Genomic DNA, 23,800 nt, shown 5'->3' with positions numbered 1-23,800 from the left:
GCCAATGTCGCAATTCTTCATCAGCCGTCCGGTTTTCGCTTGGGTGATCGCCATATTCATTACATTGGCGGGTATTGTTGCTATCCCGCAGCTGCCAGTTTCGCGCTATCCGGTCATCGCGCCCCCGAGTATCAGCATTTTTACGAGCTATACCGGAGCCTCTGTCCAGGCGATCAATGACAGCGTGGTCGTTCCCATCGAAAAGGAACTCTCCAGCGTCAAGAACATACTCTATTATGAATCGACTGTTGACGCTACCGGCGGTGCGAGTATCACGGTAACCTTCAAACCTGGAACCGACCCGGAACTTGCCCAGGTTGATGTTCAAAATCGTCTGAAGAATGCCGAGCCTCGACTTCCTGAAGTGGTTCGTCGTAACGGAATAAATGTCGAGGCTTCGGAGTCGGGCTTCCTCATGGTTATTTCGCTGAAGTCATTAAGTGGCGGGACTGACGAACTCAGTCTTGGGGACTATCTCACGCGTAATATCGCCGAGGAGCTCAAACGTATTCCAGGCGTTGGGCGTACCCAACAATTTGGTTCCGAACGTGCGATGCGTATTTGGGTGAATCCCACGAAATTGGCAGCCTACGATCTTAGTATGTCTGACGTGACGAGTGCGATTGCGCGTGAGAATGCACAGGTTTCCCCGGGACGGGTGGGTGATGAACCAACCGTTGCGGGAACCAAGGTCTCGACACCATTGATTGTCCAAGGTCAATTGAGTGCACCTGAAGAGTTTGCAGCAATACCGTTAAAGACCCAGCCAGATGGTGCGCGGCTGCTGTTATCTGACGTCGCTCGCGTGGAACTGGGTGCGCAAACTCTCGCCTTCAGCGTAAGCAGCAATGGCAAGCCTGCCGCTGCGGCAGCGATCCAGATGTCACCCGGTGCCAACGCCGTCAGCACGGCGGCGGCGATCGAGAAAAGGCTCAATGAATTGCAGGCAACCATGCCGGGCGACCTGTCGGTATCGGTTTCCTACAATACCGCGCCTTTTGTAAAACTATCGATTATCAAGGTGCTACAGACACTTTTAGAAGCGATGGCTTTGGTATTCATTGTCATCCTGTTGTTCTTACAGAAACTTCGCTACACGCTGATCCCAGCCATTGTTGCACCGATCGCACTTCTTGGCACATTTGCGGTGATGCTGGCGGCCGGTTACACGATTAATGTCCTGACCATGTTTGGCATGGTGCTGGCGATTGGTATCATTGTTGACGACGCCATCGTGGTGGTTGAAAATGTCGAGCGCATCATGTCCCGCGACGGCCTGTCGCCAAGGGAAGCAACAGCGAAAGCCCTGCGCGAGATTTCGGGCGCCATCGTTGGGATCACATTGGTGCTGGTCGCCGTCTTTATCCCAATGGGAATGTCCGATGGTTCTGTCGGGGCAATTTATCGGCAGTTCACAATGTCGATGGCCGTGTCGATACTGTTTTCTGCCTTCCTTGCGCTGACACTGACACCGGCTCTGTGCGCGACGATCCTCAAACCTGGTCACGGGGCGGCAGAAAGGCGTTTCTTTTCCTTGTTCAATGCCGGGTTCGATCGCTTAACTGCGCGCTATATAGGTGCCGTTGGATGGATTTTGCGGCGTGCAGTTCGGATGTTGGTTGTCTACATCGTGTTCCTGGGAGTTCTGGCTGCCGGATACTCTCAACTGCCGACATCATTTGTTCCTGAAGAAGATCAGGGAAATTTCATGGCAATGTTCGAACTCCCGGCGGGCGCCACCGCAGAACGCACAGGGGAGATTGTTGCAGCTTATGAGAAACACACCGCCACCCGTCCGGATATTACCGACAATATTGTTATTCAAGGTTTTGGATTTTCCGGTTCCGGTCCGAATGCAGCGCAAGCTTTCACCAGTCTCAAAGACTGGAGCGAACGCAAGACGACGCTAGATGAAGAAATTGCGGCAGCGCAGGCGGCCATGGCGGATATCCCGGAAGGGACGGCGATGATCATGAAACCGCCAGCAATTGAATCACTCGGTACCACTTCAGGTTTCTCAGTGCGGCTTGAAGATCGGAGCAATGCCGGATCGGCGGCGCTGAAAGCGGCTGAAAGTCAGTTGATAGCCCTCGCATCCAACAGCAAATTGCTTATGGGCGTGATGCCGGATGGACTTCCCGATGGCCAGAGCATCGCCTTGCAGATTGATCGCCAGAAAGCGCTCGCTCTTGGTGTGTCTTTCACTGCGATTAGTGACATGATATCGACGGCGATCGGATCGAGCTATGTCAATGATTTTCCAAATGCCGGTCGGCTGCAGCAGGTAATCGTGCAAGCCGACGCGGCTCATCGTATGCATATTGGTGATGTGCTTCGCCTGGAACTGCGCAATATGGAGGGCGCCATGGTGCCTCTATCCGAGTTTGTTGAGCCCGTCTGGCAAACCACTCCGCTTCAACTGGCGCGTTACAATGGATATCTGGCTGCCCGTATTTCAGGTTCGGCGGCCGCAGGCATTTCCAGCGGAGCGGCCATGGCGGAGATGGAGAGGTTATCAAAACAATTGCCGTCGGGCTTCGTCCTGGTGTGGACCGGGCAATCGCTCCAGGAAAGGCAATCCGCAGCTCAGGCGCCCATGCTGTTAGCGGCGTCAATGCTGGTGGTCTTTCTTGTCCTGGCCGCACTTTATGAAAGCTGGTCGATTCCACTTGCAGTGATGCTGGTTGTACCGCTTGGGGTGCTGGGGGCCGTGACGGCCGTGCTGTTGAACGGTATGGAGAATGATGTTTTCTTCAAGGTCGGCCTTATTACCATCATCGGGTTGTCGGCAAAGAACGCCATTCTGCTTGTTGAATATGCGCGGCATCTTCGTAGTGAAGGGCTGAGCCTCAACAGAGCAGTGTTGAAGGCATCTCGCTTGCGACTGCGGCCTATTGTAATGACCTCGCTGGCATTTATTCTGGGGGTTGTTCCGCTGATGATTGCCCGAGGCGCCGGCGCCGAGATTCAGAATGCAATCGGAACGGGGGTGTTTGGTGGAATGTTATCCGCGACTGTCCTGGCAATCTTCTTCGTTCCATTGTTGTATGTGACAATCAGTCGACTGGATAGGACGCGGAAATAGAGCCGGCTGCCAAGACCGCATTGGTCTTTTAAGTGATCCATATTGAAAAGGGTTGAGACGGAGTAGGTTGCCATGAACAATGCCCTGATCCTTATTGTCGAAGATGAGCCAGAAATTGCTGAAATCATTGAGACATATCTATCGCGCGAGGGGTTTCGCACTGTCACCGCAGGCGATGGAACAGTGGGGCTGGGCCACCATTTGCGCCTTCGCCCGGACCTGGTGATTCTCGATATCAAATTGCCGGGTCAGGACGGCTATGACGTGTTGGCCGCCATACGGCGTCGCGGTGATACACCGGTCATTATGGTGACTGCTCTGGCTGAGGACCTGGATAAGCTGCAAGCTTTACGTATTGGTGCCGACGACTATGTCGTTAAGCCTTTTAATCCGCTTGAGGTGGTGGCGCGTGTCAAGGCAGTGCTGCGAAGAAGCATGGGAGCGCCCACTGAACGTCTATTACGAGTGGGACCGATAAGCGTGGATTCCCAAGCGCATCGTGTGACGGTTGATCGGGCCGCGGGGCCCGTCGAGCTTGAACTGACGAGGACAGAATTTCGCATCCTGTCTCATATGGCCTCGAGCCTGGGAAAAGTGTTCGAGCGTTCTGAACTGGTTGACGCATGTCTACCAGAAGGTGAAGCGCTTGACCGGACCGTGGATAGTCATGTCAGCAATCTGCGCCGCAAGTTAACCGCTGCGGGAGCCGGTGGAATGCTGAGCGGAGTTCGCGGCGTCGGGTACCGGTTGGATCCAATAAATGGGTAGGAACTTAAACTCCCTAATCGTCCGTTCGATGATAGCGCTTACGCTATTGGCCTTTGCCGTTGTTTATTTCGGGCTGACGGCCTACTTCTTCTTTATTTACGAATGGCTCTATCCTGATTTTACCGAGGATGACGCGCTTCGGACGGGGGACATCGTCACTCTGGGGCTCCTGCTTGGTATAGGAATATTGACAGCTTCAGTTCTGGGGTGGTTTCTTGCCAAGCGCATTGTCCATCCGTTGAAATCGGTAGCCCATGCGGCTCGCCAGATCGCGAGTGGTGACTTTTCAGCACGGGCCAGTCTGCAACCGGGAAACTTCGGCGAAGCTCGGGAACTGATTAACGATTTCAATCAGATGGCAGAGCGGTTACAGCGTGCGGAGTCCGAGTTGCAATATTCAAACTCCGCGATTGCGCATGAGTTGCGAACACCATTGACAATACTTCGCGGTCGACTGCAGGGCTTATTGGACGGAGCATTCTCGCCGAGCAATGAATCCTATGCTCGCCTGATAGGCCATGTCGACGATCTATCGGCGATTGTCGATGAACTGCGGACGCTGGCGCTGGGTAATGCCGGCAAACTTGATCTGGAGTGCACTTCGATTGACCTCGCGGTGGAGGCTGAGAGTGTTCTTGCATCACTGGAAGATCAATTCGCTGATGCTGGTATCAAAACCTTGCCATCGCTGGGTCGTGCAATTGTCGTCGCTGACCGTTCGCGCATGCGGCAGGTTCTTGTGGCATTACTGGAAAACTGCTGCCGTTACGCACCTCAAAGTAGCGTCTCCATTGAGACGGGCGTTTCAGGCGCGCATGTTTTTATCCGTTGCAGCGATACGGGACCGGGACTGTCTGAGGAAAATCGCTTGCGAGCGTTCGAACGTTTCTGGAGGGCTGACGATTCAAGAGGGCGGGGCAGAGGTGGGTCTGGTCTTGGCCTTTCGATCGTGAAAGCAATTGCGCAGGCGCATCGAGGAGATGCCCATATTCTCCCCTCGGAGAACGCTGGCCTCGCAATAGAGATTCGTATTCCGAGCCGAGAAAACACTTCTACAGATTGAGAGAACCAATGTCATCAAAGGCCGCTCACTGCGACGACTATGATAGTCTCGCCACGCGCCATGTCTCATTGCGGCGTGTGCTGGCACTGTTCAAGCCATACCGGAACAGAATCGCGGTCGTTATTGTGCTGATGTTGATTGCTTCAGCGACCGGGTTAGCCGGGCCCTTCCTTTTACGGGCGATTATTGATGAGGCCCTGCCGAGAAATGACCTCAATCTTTTATTCTGGCTTGTCGCGGGCATGATCTTTGTGGCGCTTCTGTCAGCCATCATCGGAGCATGGCAGGTCGTTTTAAGTTCACGCATCGGACAAGCTGTTTTACACGATCTGAGGGTTACCTTATACGCGCATCTCCAGAATCTGTCACTTCGGTTTTTCACCGGTACCCGTGTAGGAGAAGTGCAGTCGCGGATCGCCAGTGACGTTGACGGTCTGCAATCGCTTGTGAGCGATACGGCGAATGAACTTGGGCGCTCACTCAGTTCTGTCATTATGACGTCAATAGCCATTCTCATTCTCGACTGGAGACTGGCGCTCCTTGTGCTGCTCATCGTGCCGGGGACACTCCTCATAAGCGCTCGTGTTGCCCGGGCACGCGAAGCTATCACTTTTCAACAACAGGGGCGGGCTGCCGATCTGTCGGTCGCAGTACAGGAAACACTGTCAGCCTCTGGAATCATTCTCGCGCGTACCATGGGCCGTGCAAAGCATCTCAATCAACGATTTAGCCGCATTTCAGGAGATCTGGCGCAGCTTGAGGTGAAATCACGAACGGCGGGTGAATGGCAGTGGTCTTTGATCGGCTTTGCGCTCGCTGCTTTGCCAGCATTCACTTTACTTGCAGGGGGACTGTTAATGCATACAGGGAGTCCGGCAACGATAGGTACACTCGTGGCTATGATCGCGCTTCAAGAGCAGTTGTTATGGCCGTTTGAGCAATTACTTGAACTTGGTCGTGATGCGCGGAAGACGCGGGCATTGTTCGCGCGAATATTCGAGTATTTGGACAAGCCAGTGGAAATCACCGAACGTAGAACGGCCGTAACCATCCCTCCTACTGATATGAGGGGGGAAGTGGAACTGGAGCATGTCAGCTTCAATTATGACGAGGGAGGCCGTTCAGCTTTGCACGACGTCAGTCTTACCATCAAAGCAGGGAGCAATGTCGCGATTGTTGGACAGACCGGCTCTGGAAAGACAACACTCGGATATCTGCTAGCCAGGCTCTATGATGTCGACAGTGGTGCAATCCGGTTTGATGGTGTTGATTTGCGGGATCTTAGCTTCCTATCCCTATCAGAAATGTTAGGGGTGGTCTCTCAGGATCCTTACCTGCTGCACGCTTCAGTGGCAGAAAACTTGCGTTTCGCCAAACCTGAAGCAACCGATGAGGAACTTTATGCTGCGGCTGAGACCGCCCAGATCCATGATCATATTATCAATCTACCTGAAGGTTACGACACGATCGTGGGGGAAGATGGCTATCGATTCTCCGGCGGAGAAAAGCAACGTCTGGCTTTAGCCAGAACCATTCTCCGAAACGCACCGATACTATTGCTTGATGAGGCAACAAGTGCACTTGATACCCGCACGGAACGTGCAATGTCAGAGGCTTTGGAACGCATGTCGAAGGGACGCACCACCATTACGATTGCCCATCGATTATCCACTATACGTCACGCTGACATAATTGTGGTCATGAACGCAGGGCGAATAGTCGAACAGGGTAATCATGAACAGCTTTTGGCTCTCAAGGGTACTTATGCTGGTTTGCTGCAGAATTCCTGATTAAAAAAGGGTCTTTTCCGCAAAGTGCTGCCCCCCGTCACTTCTACGCACTGCCGCTCTGATATTGTGGCCCATGCAACAGGTTCAGTCTGTATGGATCCGTCCTATCGAACCATCGGCCGGGAGTATAAGCCCGCTTCTCATTGTTTTGCGAGCGCGCATGGATGCCAGTGGGATAGGCTGATAGATGTCGGTAATCGAGAGCGGGGACCTCGATTTTCGAAGTGGTGGCCAAGCTCTTAGTCGCTGCAGTCTGCTATTATGGCGCGGTAACCGGAACGGCTCTGTAAACGGCGATAGCGGATGAGCGGATCGTCTCCTTTACGCTGTAGGTTGATCCGCTGGCGATCTTGATCGACCACATCTTAGCAGCCTTCGCGGCGTTGCCGTTGAAGCTCTCTTCGGGCACCGCTTGCAGCGTGTCATACCGGTAGAGCTTGTAGGATGTTCCGGGCTTCAAGCGAGAGACCGTCGCCGTGATCGTTATCGGACTGGAGGCTGGCCGCTTACTCGAACCCTCTTCCATGGCGGGCGCCTCGCTGGCGATGCTTGTCTGCAGCCTCACCGGCAATGTCTCTCCGTCCCGGTCAATGATACCGGTTACTGCAATGCCATAATTTCCGCCTGAGCGGGCAAGAGAATAGTCTGGATGCGCTCCGGAGTTCGCCTCTAGTCGGCTGGCCTGGATTTCCTTGAAACTGTAGCGATAGGTGTATTTAGGACGCCCATTCGGTGCCCATAGACCGTTGTCGCTGAATATAAGGACGTCATCAGGGTGATAGAGGGCATTGCCTTCCAATGGCTTGGAAGACCGGATGCCTGTGACGGGCACGATATGATCATATTCTTTATTTCCCGCTAATCGCGCGGTGTCATTGTCAAAAATCCCGTAGTTGTAATAGACGCCAATGGTCACGGGATAGCCATTCAGCACGTTCGCCTTGACCCATGTCAGGAACCCGTCCACGCTACCGCCACGTCTCTTCCAGCTCGTGGCTTTCAGGTGTAAACGCGCGGCAGCTTGTTCCGCATTGACGCCAAGGAGCAGTTGGCTGTCCTCGCGCGACTGATCGATGTTGGGGCTTGCGACAGCACGCATATCGTATTGTGATATGTACTGGCCATAATAGAGGCCGGCACTGATCAATGAAACTTCACCGCAATAGCCATAATTCGCTTCCCACTGCTGGCGTGGCCGAATGTCGAGTTCTCGTGTTGAAGCAGCATGCACGGGAAGAGTGCCTAGCGCCAGTCCGGCGGACAGCGCGACCAATTTCATTTTGACTGGGCTGCAGCGCTTGTGCGCGCTGCGCGGTGGATGAATTGTCTTTCTCATCGCTTATTTCTTTCTTCCGAAGCAGTGGGCAGCCGACCTCCCAGGCCGTTTCACAAGTCTTTAACAGCTTGCCTGCGATGCATTCGATCACTACGAAGAGTGGTCAGCTGGGGATAGCGATCACAGCTCTCGGCCTCGAGAGCCGAAAACTCGGTTTGACGATTTATGCGCTGCGGATACCATTGCATGCGACGCCTTGGAGGGCGTGGTTGGTGCGTAAAACGACGCGCCGTCCGCCGTCACTCTTTCAACACCGCCGCCTTTCATCACCGCTGGATGTCTCTATCACAAAATGAAGCCTGTTGGGCGGACAATGACGATGGTGTCACTTTTTCGTGCGGCAAGATCCGCCCAGATCTTTCCACCAAGCTTGACGTCCGTTTCTCAAGACGAAACGGCGACGCTCGCTGTTGGTTGGGATTCGAGGTAGGTTTTGAAGGTTTGCTTTCTCGATGCAGGGTTGAAGTCGATATCAATATATAATATACTATAATGTATATTGTTATCGCGGGAGGCAGACATGCCGATTACCAAAATATCCGAGAAACTGTCGGTATCTTCGCAGCCAGATCGGGAAGAACTCGATAGACTCGAACGCTACGGCTTTAAAACGCTGATCAACAACCGTCCCGATCATGAAGAGGTGGACCAGCCTGGAAATCAGGCTGAATGCGATGCGGCGCAAAAAGGTGGTCTTTCCTATGCGTTTATTCCGGTTCCAATGAATTCGATCACCGAAGCAGATGTCCGTGCGTTTCAGAATGCAGTGAGAAAATCTGACGGTCCCGTGCTCGCGCATTGCAAAACAGGATCGCGTTCGCTCAGCCTGCATCTTATAGGCGAGGTACTGGACGGTCGCATGTCTGTTGAGGACGTTGTGCCATTTGGCCATCAGCTCGGCTTTGATACAAATCCCGCTTCAGAATGGCTTGAACGCTTCGCCCATCGTCGCCCGCACGTAAAAGGGTTTTTCGACAAGCAAACCTCCAGCGTTCAATATGTCGTTTGGGATCCCGCAACGGGCATGTGCGCAATTGTAGATGCGGTTCTCGACTTTGATGAAAAATCGGGGAGCACAGCGACGATCAATGCAGACGCAATTCTCGATTACGTCCGCGATAACAGCCTCACCGTCGAATGGATTCTCGACACCCATCCGCATGCGGACCATTTTTCCGCAGCCCATTATCTGAAGGAGAAAACCGGTGCGAGAACTGCGATAGGCGAGCATGTGATTGAGGTTCAAAAGCTCTGGAAGGGGATATATAACTGGCCCGAACTTGTCACAGATGGCGCGCAGTGGGATTGCCTTTTTGCCGATGGTGAGACATTCAAGATCGGTTCCATTGATGCCAGGGTGCTGTTTTCGCCCGGGCATACGCTCGCTTCGATCACTTACTTGATCGGAGATGCCGCCTTTGTGCATGACACACTCTTCATGCCCGACAGTGGGACGGCACGCGCCGACTTTCCCGGCGGCGATGCAGCAGCTCTGTGGAAGTCGATCCAGGACATCCTCTCACTTCCTGACGAGACGCGGATATTCACCGGTCATGATTACCAGCCGGGCGGTCGCGCCCCGCGCTGGGAAAGTACAGTAGCCGAGCAGAGAACGAACAATCCTCATCTTGTCGGCCTTACGCAAGAAGACTTCGTAACGTTACGAACCAAGCGGGATAAGACGTTACCAATGCCAAAGCTCATCCTACATGCTTTGCAGGTGAACATACGCGGCGGGCGACTACCCGAGCCGGAAGGCAACGGGAAACGCTACCTCAAGTTCCCCCTGGATGCGTTGGCAGGGAGCGCAAGGGAAAGACCGTGAACAGGATGGCAGAGATGAGAGCCGGATTATCTTCTACAGAACTGTCGTTGCGCGCGGGCGAGGTGGCAGGCTTGCTCAGGACACTGTCGCATCCAGCGCGTTTGATGATCGTTTGTAGCCTGGTGGATAGCGACTATTCCGTGGGCGAGCTTGAAGAGAAACTGGATGTCCATCAACCGCATCTATCGCAGCACCTGAAAGTTTTGCGCGGTTCGGGAATTGTCGAAACGAGGCGGGAGGGGAAGCAGATTTTTTACAGCCTGACGGAAGACAAGGCGGCCCAACTGGTGAATGCTCTTCATGGTATTTTCTGCGTGGAGACAGAAACATGAACATTTACCTTTCATCGCTCATTGGAGGGATGCTGATTGGAACGTCCGCAGCGATGTTGCTTATCCTCAATGGCAGGATAGCAGGGATTAGCGGCCTGGTTGGAAGCCTGATACAGGGGAGGTTCGTGTGGATTAATCTCGCCTTCCTGACAGGACTTATTCTTGGCCCGATTGCTTATCTGATGATCTACGGTGATTGGCCGCTGATTCAGATTACTACTGGCTGGCCACTGATTGTCGTCGCGGGTTTGCTTGTCGGTTTCGGCTCACGCATGGGTTCGGGCTGCACAAGTGGCCATGGCGTGGTGGGGCTGGCTCGCCTGTCGCGACGCTCTATGGTCGCAGTCGCGACTTTCCTCACAACCGGAGTGATTGCCGTGACTGTGCTAAGGGGGATGGGCCTATGATCCCGAAAGTGTATGAGTTCTGCGTTGCCCTTGTTGCGGGGACAGTTTTTGGCTTCGGTCTGTGTTTGTCCGGAATGCTGAACCCAATCAATGTCCAAGGCTTTCTCGACATTTTTGGCGCATGGGATCCACGCCTTGCTTTTGTTTTGGGTGGTGCTGTCACGGTGGCAACACTTGGCGTGCGGCTCACCAAGCTCATGCCACGTCCGGTCTTTGCCGAGAACTTCGAAATCCCCAGCAATCAGCGCATTGATATGCCGTTGATCATCGGCTCTGCGCTGTTCGGTCTGGGCTGGGGTATCGGTGGTTTCTGTCCTGGTCCAGCCATCGCGTCGTTGTCACTTGGACTGCCGCAGACGGCCCTTTTTCTCATCGCGATGCTGGTTGGAATGATCTTGCATGACAAAACGAAGCGCAGCCAAAGTTGACCTCTTTCTGCCGAGTCTGTTCCCGCAGGGTCGTTCAGCGTGTTTCACGACAAAGATAACCAAGCCAACATACGCGACAGGCGGCACTCACATAACACTGCCAGAGGACGTGGTTTACCCTTGAACACGACGTGCCGCTGAAATGGCTCAACAACCGCCGCCACAAGTTATTGCTGACATGCAGGGCTGCCGATCATCGAACTCGGATGAACTTTGCTGTAACCGAGCGCCTCGACGCGACCGATCAGGCGCCCTCCATCGAGTCTTACCGATACGAGCCTTTGTGTCCGGCGTTCGAGTTCTTATTTGAACTTTGCCCATTATGGAGATCAGCTAAGCTTGACAGCGATGATGGGGTCCGCAGCGAATAAAAGCTCGCTTAATCGTCGCAATTTTGCGGATTTACCGCGCTTATTCTAGTGAAATGAAAAATCAGGTCGCTGCTTGCGTATAGCCACGAAGGTGGTCAAGCAGATTTGCTGTATAAGCAGGGAGTTGCAATTCGTTTCTGACGCAAAGGTAGAGCTCACGATCGGCCCAGTTTTCGTCAATTTCTACAATGTTGATAGCCATATAGCGGCGGTAGCGGAGCGCTGCCGTTTGAGGGACGACTGCGATGCCTGCGCCGCATTCAACCATCTGACAAACGCTTTCAAAATTCTCTGCGCGGGTTCGGTAATCAACCGCGCGGCCGAGTTCATTGGCAAGCCTGTTCATGAACTGCATCAGGGCTGTCTGCTTGGGTAGACCAATCAGTTTGAAATTGAGGATTCTCGAATAATTCACCGGCGATGCCGCGAGCGGATGCTCGCGCGGCGTGACGAGAACCAGCCTGTCGGGCACAAAACGCCACCTTTCCAGGCCGCTCATGTCCGCAGAAGATGCGACAATGCCAATGTCTGCTTCCCCGTTCCTCAGCAAACTCACCACTTCCAGACTGGGCTTATCCTCGACGCTCACCGTCACATCGGGGTTTGCCGCAAGAAATGTCCCCAGCGCATGCGGGATATGTTCCGCTAACATATTCGTGTTCGACAATAGCCTTACGTGGCCACCACGCCCGTCGGCAAACTCATCAAGTGCGGTCTGTGCCCGGCGCGCATCATCGATGAGCTTGCGCGCATTTCGCGCAAAGATTTCGCCTGCCAGCGTTGGGCGAATACCGCGACCAGTTCTTTCGAACAGTTTGAGATTAAAGGACTCTTCGAGTTTCTTGAGGCGCGCACTGACAGCAGCGACCACAATATTGTTTTGGCCGGCAGCAGCCGTCAGGCTACCGCCCTCAATGGCAGACACGAAGATGCGCAGATCAATGAGGTCGAATTTCATGTGTCACGCTTTCACAAAGGATGAAAGCAGATTTTAGCAAAGACTGATTTTCTTATCCAGTCACTTAGAGCTATTCCAAAAACCAAGTCGCGGGACCCGGCATATACAACTCTCTGAATTATTGAAGAGAATAGGATCATTCAAGAAATCCCGATTCTTGAATTGTTATGCTTTGACCGTTTCGAGCGAGGCCGGCAGGCTGTTTTTTTGAAAGAAAACGCCTGTCGGCTTGCATTGAATTGTTCATGCTTCATGAAAGCTTGTTTAGAATGTCGCAATCAGGCAGGTTCCAGCAACATTGCGTTGCACCCCGTCCTTCATGGAAAGCACGCCTCGGCGCAACAGCCATTTCCATTATGGCACTCGGATCAGTTGCGATGGCTGATGAGCCTTCGGCGGAACTCATTGCCAAGGGCCGTTATATTGCCACCGCATCAGATTGTGCAGCCTGCCACACCGCACCTCACGGTGGTCTGCCATTCGCAGGCGGTTATGGGATCGCTTCACCTCTCGGCACGATTTTCTCGACAAACATCACGCCGTCAAAGGCTGATGGCATCGGCAATTACACCGCAGAAGAATTTGCACATGCAGTTCGTGACGGTGTGGCGAAAGACGGGTCGCATCTTTATCCGGCCATGCCTTACACCGCCTATGCGAAGATGACGGACGAGGATGTGAAAGCGCTTTATGCCTATTTCATGCATGCGGTGAAGCCGGTTGATCATCAGCCGCAGAAGACTGAACTTCCGTTCCCGTTCAGCGTACGGACCTCGATGGCGGCATGGAACCTTCTTTTCCTTGATAAGACCCGTTTCATGCCGGATTCCAACAAGTCGCAGGAGTGGAACCGTGGTGCCTATCTCTCCGAAGCGCTGGCCCATTGCAGCACCTGTCATACACCACGCAATCATCTGATGGCCGAGCAGGCGAGCCAAGCACTTTCCGGTGGTTCGCTCGGTTCCTGGTATGCGCCCAACATCACCTCTGATCCTGTCAGTGGTATTGGTGAGTGGTCGCAGGACGAACTGGTCCAATATCTGCGCACAGGCCATGTAGCGGGCAAGGCACAGGCCGCGGGTCCGATGGCAGAAGCCATTGAACACAGCCTCCAGCATCTGAGCGATGACGATCTCAAAGCGATTGCAGTTTACGTCAAGGATGTGGTGGCGGTTTCTTCCGGCGACAAAACTCCGCGCGACAAGTTTGGCAAGCCATCAGTGACAGAATATGCGCTGCGCGGCCTTCCGGGGCAACAACCCAATGAAAGTGGCTTCCGAATTTTCAGTGGCGTCTGTGCGAACTGCCATCAGATCAATGGTGAAGGCAACAAGCATTATCCGTCGCTGTTCCACAACACGGTTACGGGTGCTGATCGTTCCGATAATTTGCTTTCTGCAATCATATTTGGTGTCAATCGTACAGTCGACGGGGAAACGGCATTCATGCCGGGCTTCGGAGCAGATGCCTTCTACACGGATCAGCTTTCCGATCAGGATATTGCCGATGTCAGCAATTATGTGCTGGCGCAATACGGCAATCCGGATGTCAAAGTGACGCCCGCGGACGTCAAACTGATCCGCGAAGGTGGACCGAAGCCGCTGATTGCCAAGCTCGCCCCATTTGCAGCACCAGCAATCGTAGTCGGCATTTTGATCCTGATCGCGCTGATTGTCTGGCTGCTTCGTCGCCGCAGGCGTGCAGTGCGCGCCTGATCAGCTTGTTTCTTCATTTGCCCATAGCATTGAGCCCTCCCGCAGGAGACCAATAATGCCAGTCGATAATTTTCTGGACACCGCTTTCCCCCGTCAAATCTCTCGCCGGTCCCTGTTGCGCGGAACGGTTGCCCTTGCAGCGCTTGGCGCAATGGCCGCTCTCGCTGGCCCACTGCCTGCGGCAGCCGCAGACGCGACGCAGCAGGACTTCATGCAGCTTTCGACGTTTCTGACCGGTCACGATCTCGATCCGGTGCTGGGCAGCCGCTATTTCGCGGCTTTGCAGAAAAGGAATCCCGATCTCGTCGCGCAGATGAATGCGCTCGGTTCGGTCATCAAGCAGAGCAATGTTGCCAATATGGATGCTTTTCTTGCGCTGCCTTCCATTGATCCGAAGCTGATGGAGACCGCAACCAAGATTGTGTCGGCCTGGTATCTCGGCGTGGTCGGTGAGCCGGAAGATGCAGAGCTTATCGCATATGGAGAAGCGCTGATGTACCGCCCGACGCGCGGCATTCTGGCGATCCCGACCTATGGACCTGGCCCAGACGCCTGGGGTCCGAAACCTGACACCAAGCTTTGACAGGAAGAGAATAATGGCAAACAACGCATATGATGCGGATCTGATCGTCATCGGTTCGGGCGTAATGGGTGGGATCATTGCCAGCAGCCTTGCAAAAGCTGGCAAGAAAGTGATCGTGCTGGAAGCGGGCCCACGTGTCGATCGTCGCGATATTGTTGAGACTTTCCGCAATGCTCCAGTAAAGCTTTCACTTGCAAATGCAAAGTTGCAGGGCGCAGGTTCGCCGTTTCCGAGCCTTCCTCACGCACCATCTACCTATGGTGATTATCTGCAGCAGGTTGGTCCGGTTAAGTATAACACCTCATATTTGCGCGTCGTGGGTGGTACGACATGGCACTTCGGCTCGTCGCTCTGGCGTATGATCCCGAACGACTTCCGCCTGAAGTCGCTTTATGGCCATGGTCGCGATTGGCCGGTGAGCTATGATGAACTCGAACCATTTTACGCCCGCGCTGAAACAGAGCTGGGTGTCAGTGGCGTCGATGGCCAGGATGAAAGCGGGCAGGGCGGCAGCGCCTATCCACCGCGTTCGATTCCTTATCCGATGCGTGGCCTCAAGCCGAGTTACATGTTCAATCAGCTTTCCGAAAAGCTTTCAAAGGGCGGCTTTAACCCGATCCTCGAGCCGAATGGCCGCGCAACGCGACCTTATGGCCAGCGTCCGGCCTGTGGCGGTAACAACAATTGCAACCCGGTTTGCCCGATTGCCGCGAAATATGACGGCTCGATGCATATCGACCAAGCGGAGCGTCATGGCGCGATCATTCAGGACAATTCAGTTGTCTATAAGATTGATGCAGATGATAGCGGCAAGATTACCGCGATCTGGTATAAGCGCCCGGATGGTTCGGAGCATAAGCTCACCGCACGTTATTTCGTGATCGCTGCTTACGGCATTGAATCGCCAAAGATCATGCTTCTTTCAAGGTCTGACCGTTTTCCGAACGGTATTGCCAATTCTTCCGATCAGGTTGGTCGTAACCTGATGGATCATACCGGCATCAGCATGAATGTGCTGGCGAAAGAAGATTTCTGGCCGGGCGAAGGCCCAACCCAGCTTCTTGTTTATCTCAATCAGCGTGACGGCGCATTCCGCAAGGCTTATCCAAGCTACAAGATCAAGGTTCGTAATACTGTTCCGACGGGTCAGACGACCGCGAGCCTTTTGAAAAAGGGGCTTCTCGGCTCGAAGCTTGATGCGGAAATTCGTCGCCAGTCGGCACGATCGCTCAATTGGGCAGTAGATTTTGAAACGCTGCCTCTGGCTGAAAACCGTGTCCTCCCAAGCACGGACAAGGTCGATGCGCTTGGTATTCCGGTCCCGTCGATCTATTACAGCGTGACTGACTACTGGAATGCAGGCCGCGACCGCGCGTTGCAGGATTTCGATCAGATTGCCAGACTGCTTGATGGTGAAATCCTGAGCACTGATGTTAAATGGCAGAACCGCCAGCACATCATGGGAACCACGATCATGGGCGATGATCCGAAGAATTCTGTGGTTGATCGCAATTGCCGCACCCATGACCATCGCAACATGTTCATTGCGGGTACCAGTGTCATGCCTTCATCCTCTTGTGTAAACCCAACGCTGACAGGTGCGGCGCTCAGCGTTCGTATTGCGGATACGCTGATCAAGGAAATCTAGACTTTCATGAAAACCAGTCCACAATGCTCCAACATTGTGGACTAACCATATAACGCTATTTTGTCGGAACGTGGCTCATAAACTCGCTGAGCTTCTCTGCGTAAAGCTCCGCCACATTGCTGGTTGTCGCATGTCCCCGTGTCTTACTGCTCGCAGGAATTATAAGGTAGCTACCATGTGGCATCCGATCAACTGCAGCTTGCAGAAGGCCGAGCTCTTCCGGATTGCGCTCATCATCAGCTGCGTTGATCGCAAACAGATATGCGGTGATTTTCTCAAGATCCTTTGATGGATCGAAATCCCTTGAGGCGCTCCACTGATAGAGTGTGTCATTTGCGTCTGCGATTTTTGCCTCAGCCAGCTTGGTGTCCACAAAGGTGTTGGCCTCCGCATTTGTGGGGGCTGCTTGCCAGAGACGGGTATTTCCACCATTCGTTGCAAGATCATACCAGACAGAAGCGATGCGGAGATTTTCCGGCTGCTTCTGATAATTGCCGCTTTGCCAGGCTGGATCGGTGGTGATCGCATCAATCAACATCCTGCGCATCATCCAGTTTCGTCCGGCCATCGGTGCAGGAAGGGACGCCATGGGAACCAGTGCATCCGCAAAATCCGGATAGCGGATACCCCAGTTCCAAACATGCATCCCACCCATTGAATGGCCCAGAATGAGACGCAGGTGATCGAGCCCAAGACCTTCCTTGACCAGTCGGTATTGCGCTTCAACCATATCGTCATAATTGTAATGCGGAAATTTCATGCGCAACCCATCGGAAGGCTTTTGCGAGCCTCCCGCACCGATTGCATCTGGCAGAATTAGAAAATACTTCTGGGCATCAAGTGGTTGTCCTGGACCAAAAAGCGCCTCTGCAAATCCCTTGTTCAGCATTTTCCTGGCTGATCCATTGGTCCCATGCAAAATCAATACAGGTTCGCCATCCGGGTTGCCAATGGTCAGATAATGCGTTTTCAGATCCATGGTGCTGCCATCATGGAACCGAAAACCTGTGATCGTGTAATCGTGTTCTTCCGGCTTTGGATAGTTCTCAGCCATGGCCTGGTTTGACGCTTGGAAGGTTATCAAAAGAATTGCTGTGAGCAGCACGGCCTTATGTTTTACATAACGCATCATGTGCAGTTCCTCCTCCATTAAACTGTAAAATTGTGTTCTCCAACTCTCCCTGTATGAAACAGGCTCCCGTGAGTGTTCGAGAACGCCAAACGAAAATGGCGGGGTAAAACCCCGCCATGCAACCTTATTCTGCAAGTTCTCGCATGACCTTGATCAGGTCTGATTTTCCTTCAAAGCCGATGCCAGGAATGTCAGGCATGACGATATGGCCGTCTTCGACTTTCACACCATCCGGGAAGCCGCCATAGGGCTGGAAGAGGTCTGGATAGCTCTCATTGCCGCCCAGCCCGAGTCCAGCTGCAATGTTCAGAGACATCTGATGGCCACCATGAGGGATGCAGCGCGAAGGAGACCAGCCCAGCTGGTCGAGCACGTCAAGCGTCCGAAGATATTCGACAAGGCCATAAGAGAGCGCGCAATCAAATTGTAGCCAGTCGCGATCCGGGCGCATACCACCGTACCGGATCAGGTTCCGCGCATCCTGATGGGAGAACAGATTTTCGCCAGTTGCCATCGCACCGGGATAGAATTCGGAGAGTGCGGCCTGAAGCTGGTAATCGAGGGGATCGCCAACTTCTTCGTACCAGAACAGCGGATAATCACGCAGCATCTTTGCATAGGCTATGCCGGTTTCAAGATCGAAACGACCATTGGCATCAACAGCCAGCCGGGCCTCTGATCCGATTTCTTCGAGAACGGCTTCGATACGGCGCTTGTCTTCCTCGATAGATGCGCCGCCAATTTTCATTTTGACGACATTATAGCCACGGTCGAGATAGCTGCGCATTTCCTTGCGCAGAGCGGAATCGTCTTTGCCCGGATAGTAATATCCGCCAGCCGCATAAACGAACACGCGCGGGTTAGCCTCAACACCCTTGGTTTCTGCGAGCAGGCGGAAAAGGGGCTTCCCAGCAATTTTTGCAACCGCATCCCAAACAGCCATGTCGATTGTACCGACTGCAACCGAGCGTTCGCCATGGCCGCCTGGCTTTTCATTGGCCATCATAGCCCCCCAGATCTTGTGTGGGTCGAGATTATCCCCGGCATCGTTGACCAAGCTCTCAGGATCTGCCTGCAGAATACGATCCCGGAACCGCTCACGAATGAGCCCGCCCTGTCCATAGCGACCATTTGAGTTGAAACCATAACCCACCACCCGGCGGCCATCACGAACGACATCAGTAACGACTGCCACGAGGCTTGCCGTCATTTTGCTGAAGTCGATATACGCGTTACGGATCGGCGAAGAGATCGGTTTGGTGACTTCACGGACTTCGATGATGCGCATGATATCTATCTCCTATTATACTGAATTCTTTATACTAAGCGTGCTGATGAGTGGCTTCCGGCAGTGCCTGAGCGGTTATTTTCCGCGGCGTCTGGCCTTTCTGTTCGGCGATGACCTGGCGTACGGTATCCATGTCGAGCTCACCTTCCCATTTGGCGACCGCAATTGTTGCAACGCCATTTCCGATCAGGTTCACGACAGCGCGTGCTTCGTTCATGAAGCGATCAACACCAAGAAGCAGGACCAGCCCGGCTACAGGTACGGTGTGGAAGGTGGAAAGGGTTGCGGCGAGCGTGACAAAGCCTGCACCGGCCACGCCTGCCGATCCTTTGGAAGTGAGCAACAGGATGCCGAGAATACCTAACTGACCCCAGAGACTAAGATCGGTATTGGTGGCCTGCGCGATAAAGATTGCGGCCATTGTCAGATAGATACAGGTGCCATCAGCATTGAAAGCGTAGCCAGTTGGCAGCACCAGTCCGACGACTGGCTTGCTGACGCCAAGACGTTCAAGCTTGGTCATCATGCGTGGCAGGACCGCCTCTGTTGAGCAGGTCGCCAATGTGATGAAAATCTCATCCTTGAAATATCGGAAGAACTGAAGAAGCGGAAAGCCCGTCCAGCGCGCGACGGTGCCGACGACGAGAACCACGAAAAGGATCGATGTCAGATAGACCGCGAGCATCAGGTGGCCGAGTGACCAGATTGTTCCGATACCGTGCTTGCCAATCGTGTATGCAACGCCAGCGCCAGCGCCCAATGGCGCCAGCTTCATAACCATTCCAACGATACGGAAAAGTGCCTGCAGCGACACGTCGATCACATCGACAAAAGGCTTCGCGCGCTCGCCGATCTGTACCAGGGCAATACCGAACAGAAGTGCGATCAGAATGACTTGCAACATTGCGCCGGAAGCGAAAGCGCCGACAATGGTTTGCGGAATGATATCCAAAAAGAAATCAATGACGCCGCCATGTTCGGCTGCACTCTTCTGATAACCTGCAATCGATGATGCATCGAGCTGACTGGCATCAATGTTCATGCCCGCTCCCGGCTGCATCAGATTGACGACAATCAGGCCAAGCACCAGAGCAATGGTGGATGCGATCTCGAAATAGATGAGCGCAACAGTTCCAATGCGCCCCACTTCGTGAACATTGCCCATTTTTGCGATACCAAGGACCACCGTTCCGAAAATAATCGGGGCGAGCAGCATCTTGATGAGTTTGATGAAACCTGTCGCAAATGGTTGCAATGAGGTGGCTGTGTCAGGCCAGAAGAAGCCGATGAGGCAGCCGATAACAATGCCGATCAAAACCTGAATGTAGAGTTGACTGAACAGTCCTCTCATTATTTCCTCCCAAGAATGGAGAGCAACTGCCTTCATCCTCCCGGCAGCACACCTCTCATGTGAGGAAATTCATAACCTTGGATAACTGAGAATGACCAATGCCAACTATCGCATGATCAATGCACATTGTGCATAGATGAAGTGGCAGGATCTGACTTTTTGGATAAGCCAGATCAAGAGTTCTCCGAATTATTGGCTATTTTGCCCGACCGAGTTTGTGTCATCGATGCTGAATGGCGGAAGCGATACTGGCATAAATTCCCCCAATGCGGGAAATCCAGGATGGGTCGCCGACGAGTGCGGGAGCGCAATGTTTCTGTTGCATAGACCCCCGCGAGCCATAGGATTAGACTGGGCTGGCCCAGCGATTGGGCGAGGGCTTTTTTGGCCAGTGCGCGGCCAAAACGCCCGTTGCCGTCTTCAAAGGGATGAATGCTTTCAAGCCAGATGTGGCTGAGTGCTGTGCGAGTCAGCGCGGGGAGGGGAGACGTGCTATTGGGCGCTGTCTCATTGAACCAGGCAGTAAAACGCTCCATTTCACCCGGTATCTGGTCGGATGGTGGCGCTTCAAAATGCATCGTGGGGCGGTGCAGATGTCCGGAGGCGATCTGCATGGCGTCAGTATGCGTCCGGTAGACCCCGATGGTTTCGAGATGCCGGTTGCCAGCCATCGGCAACTTATGCCAGCGAAAAAGGGTCGCCTCGTCAAGTGGCAAGGCATATGTACCGAAGACATCAACCGACATTTCCGCGATGCCATGTTCACGCGGTTGCAGCGCCCGCCGGTCAGTCGCCAGGCCCAGCTCTCGCCGCAGTGACGACTGCACACTGAGCCGGTCCAGCGTCTCGCCTTCGAACGCGCTGGTTTTGATCGCTTCATCACTTAACAATTCAATGCGTAAAAGATCGCGCTGTTCCGGATTGATATGGCGCACCGCATCCATCACTTCGCCAGCGGATAGCAGGAATTGCTGCTCCACTGCGTAAAGCGGCGCAGCGTCATAGCGAAAACTCGGCCAGTCCGACTGCGCCCAGTTACAAGCATGAGCAACAGGATCCTCTTCTATAGCTCATAATATCAGACAGTATGATTAATAGAAGCGGTTCTTATCGCTCAGCCTATAGGCTTAGGAATGACCGCATTGCGCGTAATTTCAGCCATTACCGTACAATTCACATGCACTCCAAAGCGGTCACTCCGCTTTTTTGCTGCTAACGACCATAATGGGGTGGTTTCCAGACTGGCAGCTTTTATCTGGCCAAATCAGAAAGTTGACGTTTTCGGTGTCGGCTGAGCGGACGTGGACCGGCATGTTACCCCACAGGTGGGCGGCGCATTGGAAGCGGCGACAAGATTTGCTGACGAGCTTAATTTCTCCCGAACTGATAACAACTTGATCAAAGCGGGAGGGTGCTTTGGGTAAGACTATTCAGCTTGGCATGCCGAGGAAGATTGAGCCGCTTTTCACGAGAGTGTCGGCGGTCAAGGATGGGCTTCTGGCGGCGCATAAAGCGGGAAGTGGTTCGCCAAATGAGGTGATTGGGAACGAGCGTGAAGTCTCCATTCGGAACTACCTCGAGGCCGCATATCCCAAAGCGTTTCGCTTTGCGGGAGGTTTCGTAACTGACTCTGAAGGTCGGAGATCGGGCCAGCTGGACATTGTCGTTGCGAAGCTTCACTCAATCAGCTTCCCTGCGCAAGCGGGGAGCGGCGAGCGACTGTATCTGGCGGAAATGGTCTCTGCAGCGATCTCAGTGAAATCCGATCTTTCTGCCCAATGGAAGCAAGTCATTTCAGAGATCGATAAGCTTGACCCGGTGAAATCCGACCCCACTGGCTTTTTCCAGGTGAATGCACACTCTGGAAGTGTACGGTTTTTTGTCGTCTCCTATAGCGGAGCGCAAACTCTGGAATCGCTTGGGGAAAAATTAGATGCGCTTCCTAAGAACAACTGCTTGAAGGCTGTGGCGGTACTCGACTCAAACCTCTTCCCGGTTCAGACTTCACCCAACAGGTGGGTCTACAACCACGATGAGTCCAGGTTTTTTTACTTCATTGCCCTACTGCATGATTAAATTACTCGCAATTTCACCGTAGCAGAGAGCATCTGGAAGTACGCCTGAGAGATTACCGACGATAAATAAGGTCACAGCAGCTGTAACGATTGCAGATACTACGCCCATGGGATTTTATCGCAGGCCGGGAGGTTGCAGGGCGCTTATGTTTTTCCGACCGGCATCCCGGAAGTGGACTTGTGCATCGCACCTGGCGATATCGTTGGTGACGTGCAGTGGCTCGCTGACATGATCGAAATGTTGCGTTCCATCCAAATCGGTCGCCCAATTGTTTTGTTCGCGACGTCGGCTTTTGGGATTTCAAAGGAGCGTATTAAACGGCGGGAACGGGGTCGCAGGTCGTCGGACTGTTTAGCGCTTAAAAGCGGCCCCTCGCATTATCCTGAAATACGGCTTCGATGCGCTGCGATGTCGTAATCGATCTCGAAAAGCACCCCCGATTGCGGCGCGCAGGAAAGCTGATCTTCGGTCAGCCCCACTCGTGCAGTGGTGATGAACAGGGCTGCGCCATCGCCCGCAAAGGCGCAACTCGTCGGACGCGGCACCGGCAGCGGGATCAGCCGTTCGAGGGAGCCGTGCGGTTCGATGCGGGCGATGGCCGATCCATCGAACAGAACGCTGAGAAGGTGGCCGTCACGGTCCAGCGTGAGGCCATCGGGCTTTCCATCCCTTGGGTCCATACCGAAGAACAGGCGGCGGTTGCCGATCTCGCCTGTGGCGGGGTCGAAATCATAGGCGTAGATCTCGCCCTTGTGCGAATCCGTGAAATAGAGGGTTTCGCCATCTTCGCTCCATTCCAAGCCGTTGGGCAAATCGAAGCCGGTGTCCGCAACATGCCATGTTCCATCCGGATCGAACCGATAGAGGATTCCGCTCCCCTTCTTTCCTTCCATGTTCATCAACCCGGTCCAAAGGCGGCCCTGCCTGTCGAACTTGCCATCGTTGAACCGGAAGGCGGGATCGGCCTGGGGCGCACGTGCAAACCGCGTAACTCCACCATCCGCATCAAGACGCGCGAGATCGCAACCGAGGCCGAGAACGATTTCACCCTCGGGATCCTCCGCCAGAAGTCCGGCAGGCGTGGGAACAAGGGTAACAGTATCTTGTCCACTCAGCGGATCATAGCTGTGGAGGTGTCCACCCATGATATCGATCCAGAGCAGACGCTGACGCCGCGCGCTCCAGACGGGGCTTTCGCCGATGATTGCCTTTGTGTCGGTTGCAATCCTGATCTGACCGGTCATGCTCGTGGCTCCCGCGCCATGACGGCAATCCGGTCCCATGCCGCCGCCACTGCCGCCGGCGTGTCGGCCCGAACGGCGCAGAGGTCGCGCGGATAGTCCACCCCTTCGGCCTCAGCCGCGCGGGTGGCATGGAACTGCCCGTTCGCGGCTCGCAAGATCCAGCCGCCTTCGGTGCAAGCCTCCGACGCCAGAAAGGCGACACCCGGAGCAACCGCTTCGGGCTTCAGATCTTCGGGTTCCCCCTCTACTCCCCACATCCGCGTCTTCGCTACGGTGGACTTCCCCTTCAAAAGTGGAGGGCTTCTGTTAGACAAGACTGACAGGAGACTTAGAATTGAAGCAGCGAGAATTTACAGAAGAATTCAAACGCGAAGCCGTTCGGATTTTAACGACGAGTGGT

The 23,800-nt window shown here is 53.9% G+C and carries 19 protein-coding genes; 12 read left to right on the top strand and 7 right to left on the bottom strand.

What is annotated here, in order from left to right; genetic code table 11:
- The first annotated feature begins 4 nt into the window (after window positions 1-4).
- The 4 genes from ABWV94_RS21520 to ABWV94_RS21505 all read left to right on the top strand — a co-directional run bounded on the left by ABWV94_RS21520 (window position 5) and on the right by ABWV94_RS21505 (window position 6,706).
- Complete coding sequence (locus tag ABWV94_RS21520) at window positions 5-3,085, top strand: multidrug efflux RND transporter permease subunit (RefSeq protein WP_353415294.1); 3,081 nt, start codon at window positions 5-7, stop codon at window positions 3,083-3,085.
- Between the two features lie 72 nt (window positions 3,086-3,157).
- Window positions 3,158-3,853, top strand: coding sequence for a response regulator (locus tag ABWV94_RS21515; RefSeq protein WP_113499373.1), 696 nt, complete (start codon window positions 3,158-3,160; stop codon window positions 3,851-3,853).
- 46 nt (window positions 3,854-3,899) lie between these two features.
- Window positions 3,900-4,916, top strand: a complete 1,017-nt coding sequence (locus ABWV94_RS21510; RefSeq protein ID WP_353415293.1) for an ATP-binding protein — start codon at window positions 3,900-3,902, stop codon at window positions 4,914-4,916.
- 8 nt (window positions 4,917-4,924) lie between these two features.
- Window positions 4,925-6,706: an ABC transporter ATP-binding protein gene (locus ABWV94_RS21505; protein ID WP_353415292.1), complete on the top strand. Its 1,782-nt coding sequence runs from the start codon at window positions 4,925-4,927 to the stop codon at window positions 6,704-6,706.
- Window positions 6,707-6,965: 259 nt separating this feature from the next.
- On the opposite strand, the gene ABWV94_RS21500 is transcribed toward ABWV94_RS21505, so the two are convergent.
- Entirely contained in the window at window positions 6,966-8,042 is a 1,077-nt protein-coding gene (locus ABWV94_RS21500; protein ID WP_353415291.1) for a hypothetical protein, read from the bottom strand.
- Window positions 8,043-8,562: 520 nt separating this feature from the next.
- Here ABWV94_RS21500 and blh point away from each other — a divergent pair.
- The 4 genes from blh to ABWV94_RS21480 are packed head-to-tail and all read left to right on the top strand — an operon-like array spanning window position 8,563 to window position 11,034.
- Entirely contained in the window at window positions 8,563-9,867 is a 1,305-nt protein-coding gene (blh, locus tag ABWV94_RS21495; RefSeq protein WP_353415290.1) for a bifunctional sulfur transferase/dioxygenase Blh, read from the top strand.
- A 5-nt stretch (window positions 9,868-9,872) separates the two neighbouring features.
- The gene (gene bigR, locus ABWV94_RS21490; protein ID WP_079211292.1) at window positions 9,873-10,199 is read left to right on the top strand and encodes a sulfite-sensing transcriptional repressor BigR; all 327 of its coding nucleotides are present in this window, start codon (window positions 9,873-9,875) and stop codon (window positions 10,197-10,199) included.
- Window positions 10,196-10,606, top strand: a complete 411-nt coding sequence (locus tag ABWV94_RS21485; protein ID WP_353415289.1) for a YeeE/YedE family protein — start codon at window positions 10,196-10,198, stop codon at window positions 10,604-10,606. The genes bigR and ABWV94_RS21485 overlap by 4 nt, the downstream gene beginning before the upstream one ends.
- A complete protein-coding gene (locus tag ABWV94_RS21480; RefSeq protein ID WP_353415288.1) occupies window positions 10,603-11,034 on the top strand; it encodes a DUF6691 family protein in 432 nt (143 codons plus the stop codon). The genes ABWV94_RS21485 and ABWV94_RS21480 overlap by 4 nt, the downstream gene beginning before the upstream one ends.
- 432 nt (window positions 11,035-11,466) lie before the next feature.
- Here the strand turns inward: ABWV94_RS21480 and ABWV94_RS21475 are convergent, their stop codons facing one another.
- Entirely contained in the window at window positions 11,467-12,363 is an 897-nt protein-coding gene (locus ABWV94_RS21475; protein WP_353415287.1) for a LysR family transcriptional regulator, read from the bottom strand.
- Between the two features lie 377 nt (window positions 12,364-12,740).
- On the opposite strand from ABWV94_RS21475, the gene ABWV94_RS21470 reads away from it, so the two are divergent.
- Genes ABWV94_RS21470 through ABWV94_RS21460 form a run of 3 tightly spaced genes read left to right on the top strand, consistent with a single transcriptional unit; the run spans window position 12,741 to window position 16,309 of the window.
- Window positions 12,741-14,078, top strand: a complete 1,338-nt coding sequence (locus tag ABWV94_RS21470) for a c-type cytochrome (protein ID WP_353415286.1) — start codon at window positions 12,741-12,743, stop codon at window positions 14,076-14,078.
- Window positions 14,079-14,133: 55 nt separating this feature from the next.
- Entirely contained in the window at window positions 14,134-14,661 is a 528-nt protein-coding gene (locus tag ABWV94_RS21465; protein ID WP_079210897.1) for a sugar dehydrogenase complex small subunit, read from the top strand.
- Window positions 14,662-14,674: 13 nt separating this feature from the next.
- The gene (locus ABWV94_RS21460) at window positions 14,675-16,309 is read left to right on the top strand and encodes a GMC family oxidoreductase (protein ID WP_113499385.1); all 1,635 of its coding nucleotides are present in this window, start codon (window positions 14,675-14,677) and stop codon (window positions 16,307-16,309) included.
- A gap of 55 nt (window positions 16,310-16,364) precedes the next feature.
- Here the strand turns inward: ABWV94_RS21460 and ABWV94_RS21455 are convergent, their stop codons facing one another.
- The 4 genes from ABWV94_RS21455 to ABWV94_RS21440 form a co-directional block, all read right to left on the bottom strand.
- Complete coding sequence (locus ABWV94_RS21455) at window positions 16,365-17,441, bottom strand: alpha/beta fold hydrolase (protein ID WP_502905206.1); 1,077 nt, start codon at window positions 17,439-17,441, stop codon at window positions 16,365-16,367.
- A 124-nt stretch (window positions 17,442-17,565) separates the two neighbouring features.
- Window positions 17,566-18,729, bottom strand: a complete 1,164-nt coding sequence (locus tag ABWV94_RS21450; protein ID WP_353415285.1) for a mandelate racemase/muconate lactonizing enzyme family protein — start codon at window positions 18,727-18,729, stop codon at window positions 17,566-17,568.
- Window positions 18,730-18,763: 34 nt separating this feature from the next.
- On the bottom strand, window positions 18,764-20,080 hold the full coding sequence (gene dctA, locus ABWV94_RS21445; RefSeq protein WP_079210893.1) for a C4-dicarboxylate transporter DctA: 1,317 nt from the start codon (window positions 20,078-20,080) through the stop codon (window positions 18,764-18,766).
- Between the two features lie 173 nt (window positions 20,081-20,253).
- On the bottom strand, window positions 20,254-21,147 hold the full coding sequence (locus ABWV94_RS21440) for a Fic family protein (protein ID WP_353415330.1): 894 nt from the start codon (window positions 21,145-21,147) through the stop codon (window positions 20,254-20,256).
- A gap of 349 nt (window positions 21,148-21,496) precedes the next feature.
- On the opposite strand from ABWV94_RS21440, the gene ABWV94_RS21435 reads away from it, so the two are divergent.
- The gene (locus ABWV94_RS21435; protein ID WP_353415284.1) at window positions 21,497-22,156 is read left to right on the top strand and encodes a DUF6602 domain-containing protein; all 660 of its coding nucleotides are present in this window, start codon (window positions 21,497-21,499) and stop codon (window positions 22,154-22,156) included.
- Window positions 22,157-22,533: 377 nt separating this feature from the next.
- On the opposite strand, the gene ABWV94_RS21430 is transcribed toward ABWV94_RS21435, so the two are convergent.
- Window positions 22,534-23,400, bottom strand: a complete 867-nt coding sequence (locus ABWV94_RS21430; protein ID WP_353415283.1) for an SMP-30/gluconolactonase/LRE family protein — start codon at window positions 23,398-23,400, stop codon at window positions 22,534-22,536.
- Between the last annotated feature and the right edge of the window lie 400 nt (window positions 23,401-23,800).

The sequence above is a fragment of the Brucella sp. NBRC 12953 genome, assembly GCF_040369775.1.
Lineage (GTDB): Bacteria > Pseudomonadota > Alphaproteobacteria > Rhizobiales > Rhizobiaceae > Brucella > Brucella pseudogrignonensis.
Note: the sequence above shows the minus strand (reverse complement) of the source record. Positions and strands in the feature narration are given on the sequence as shown.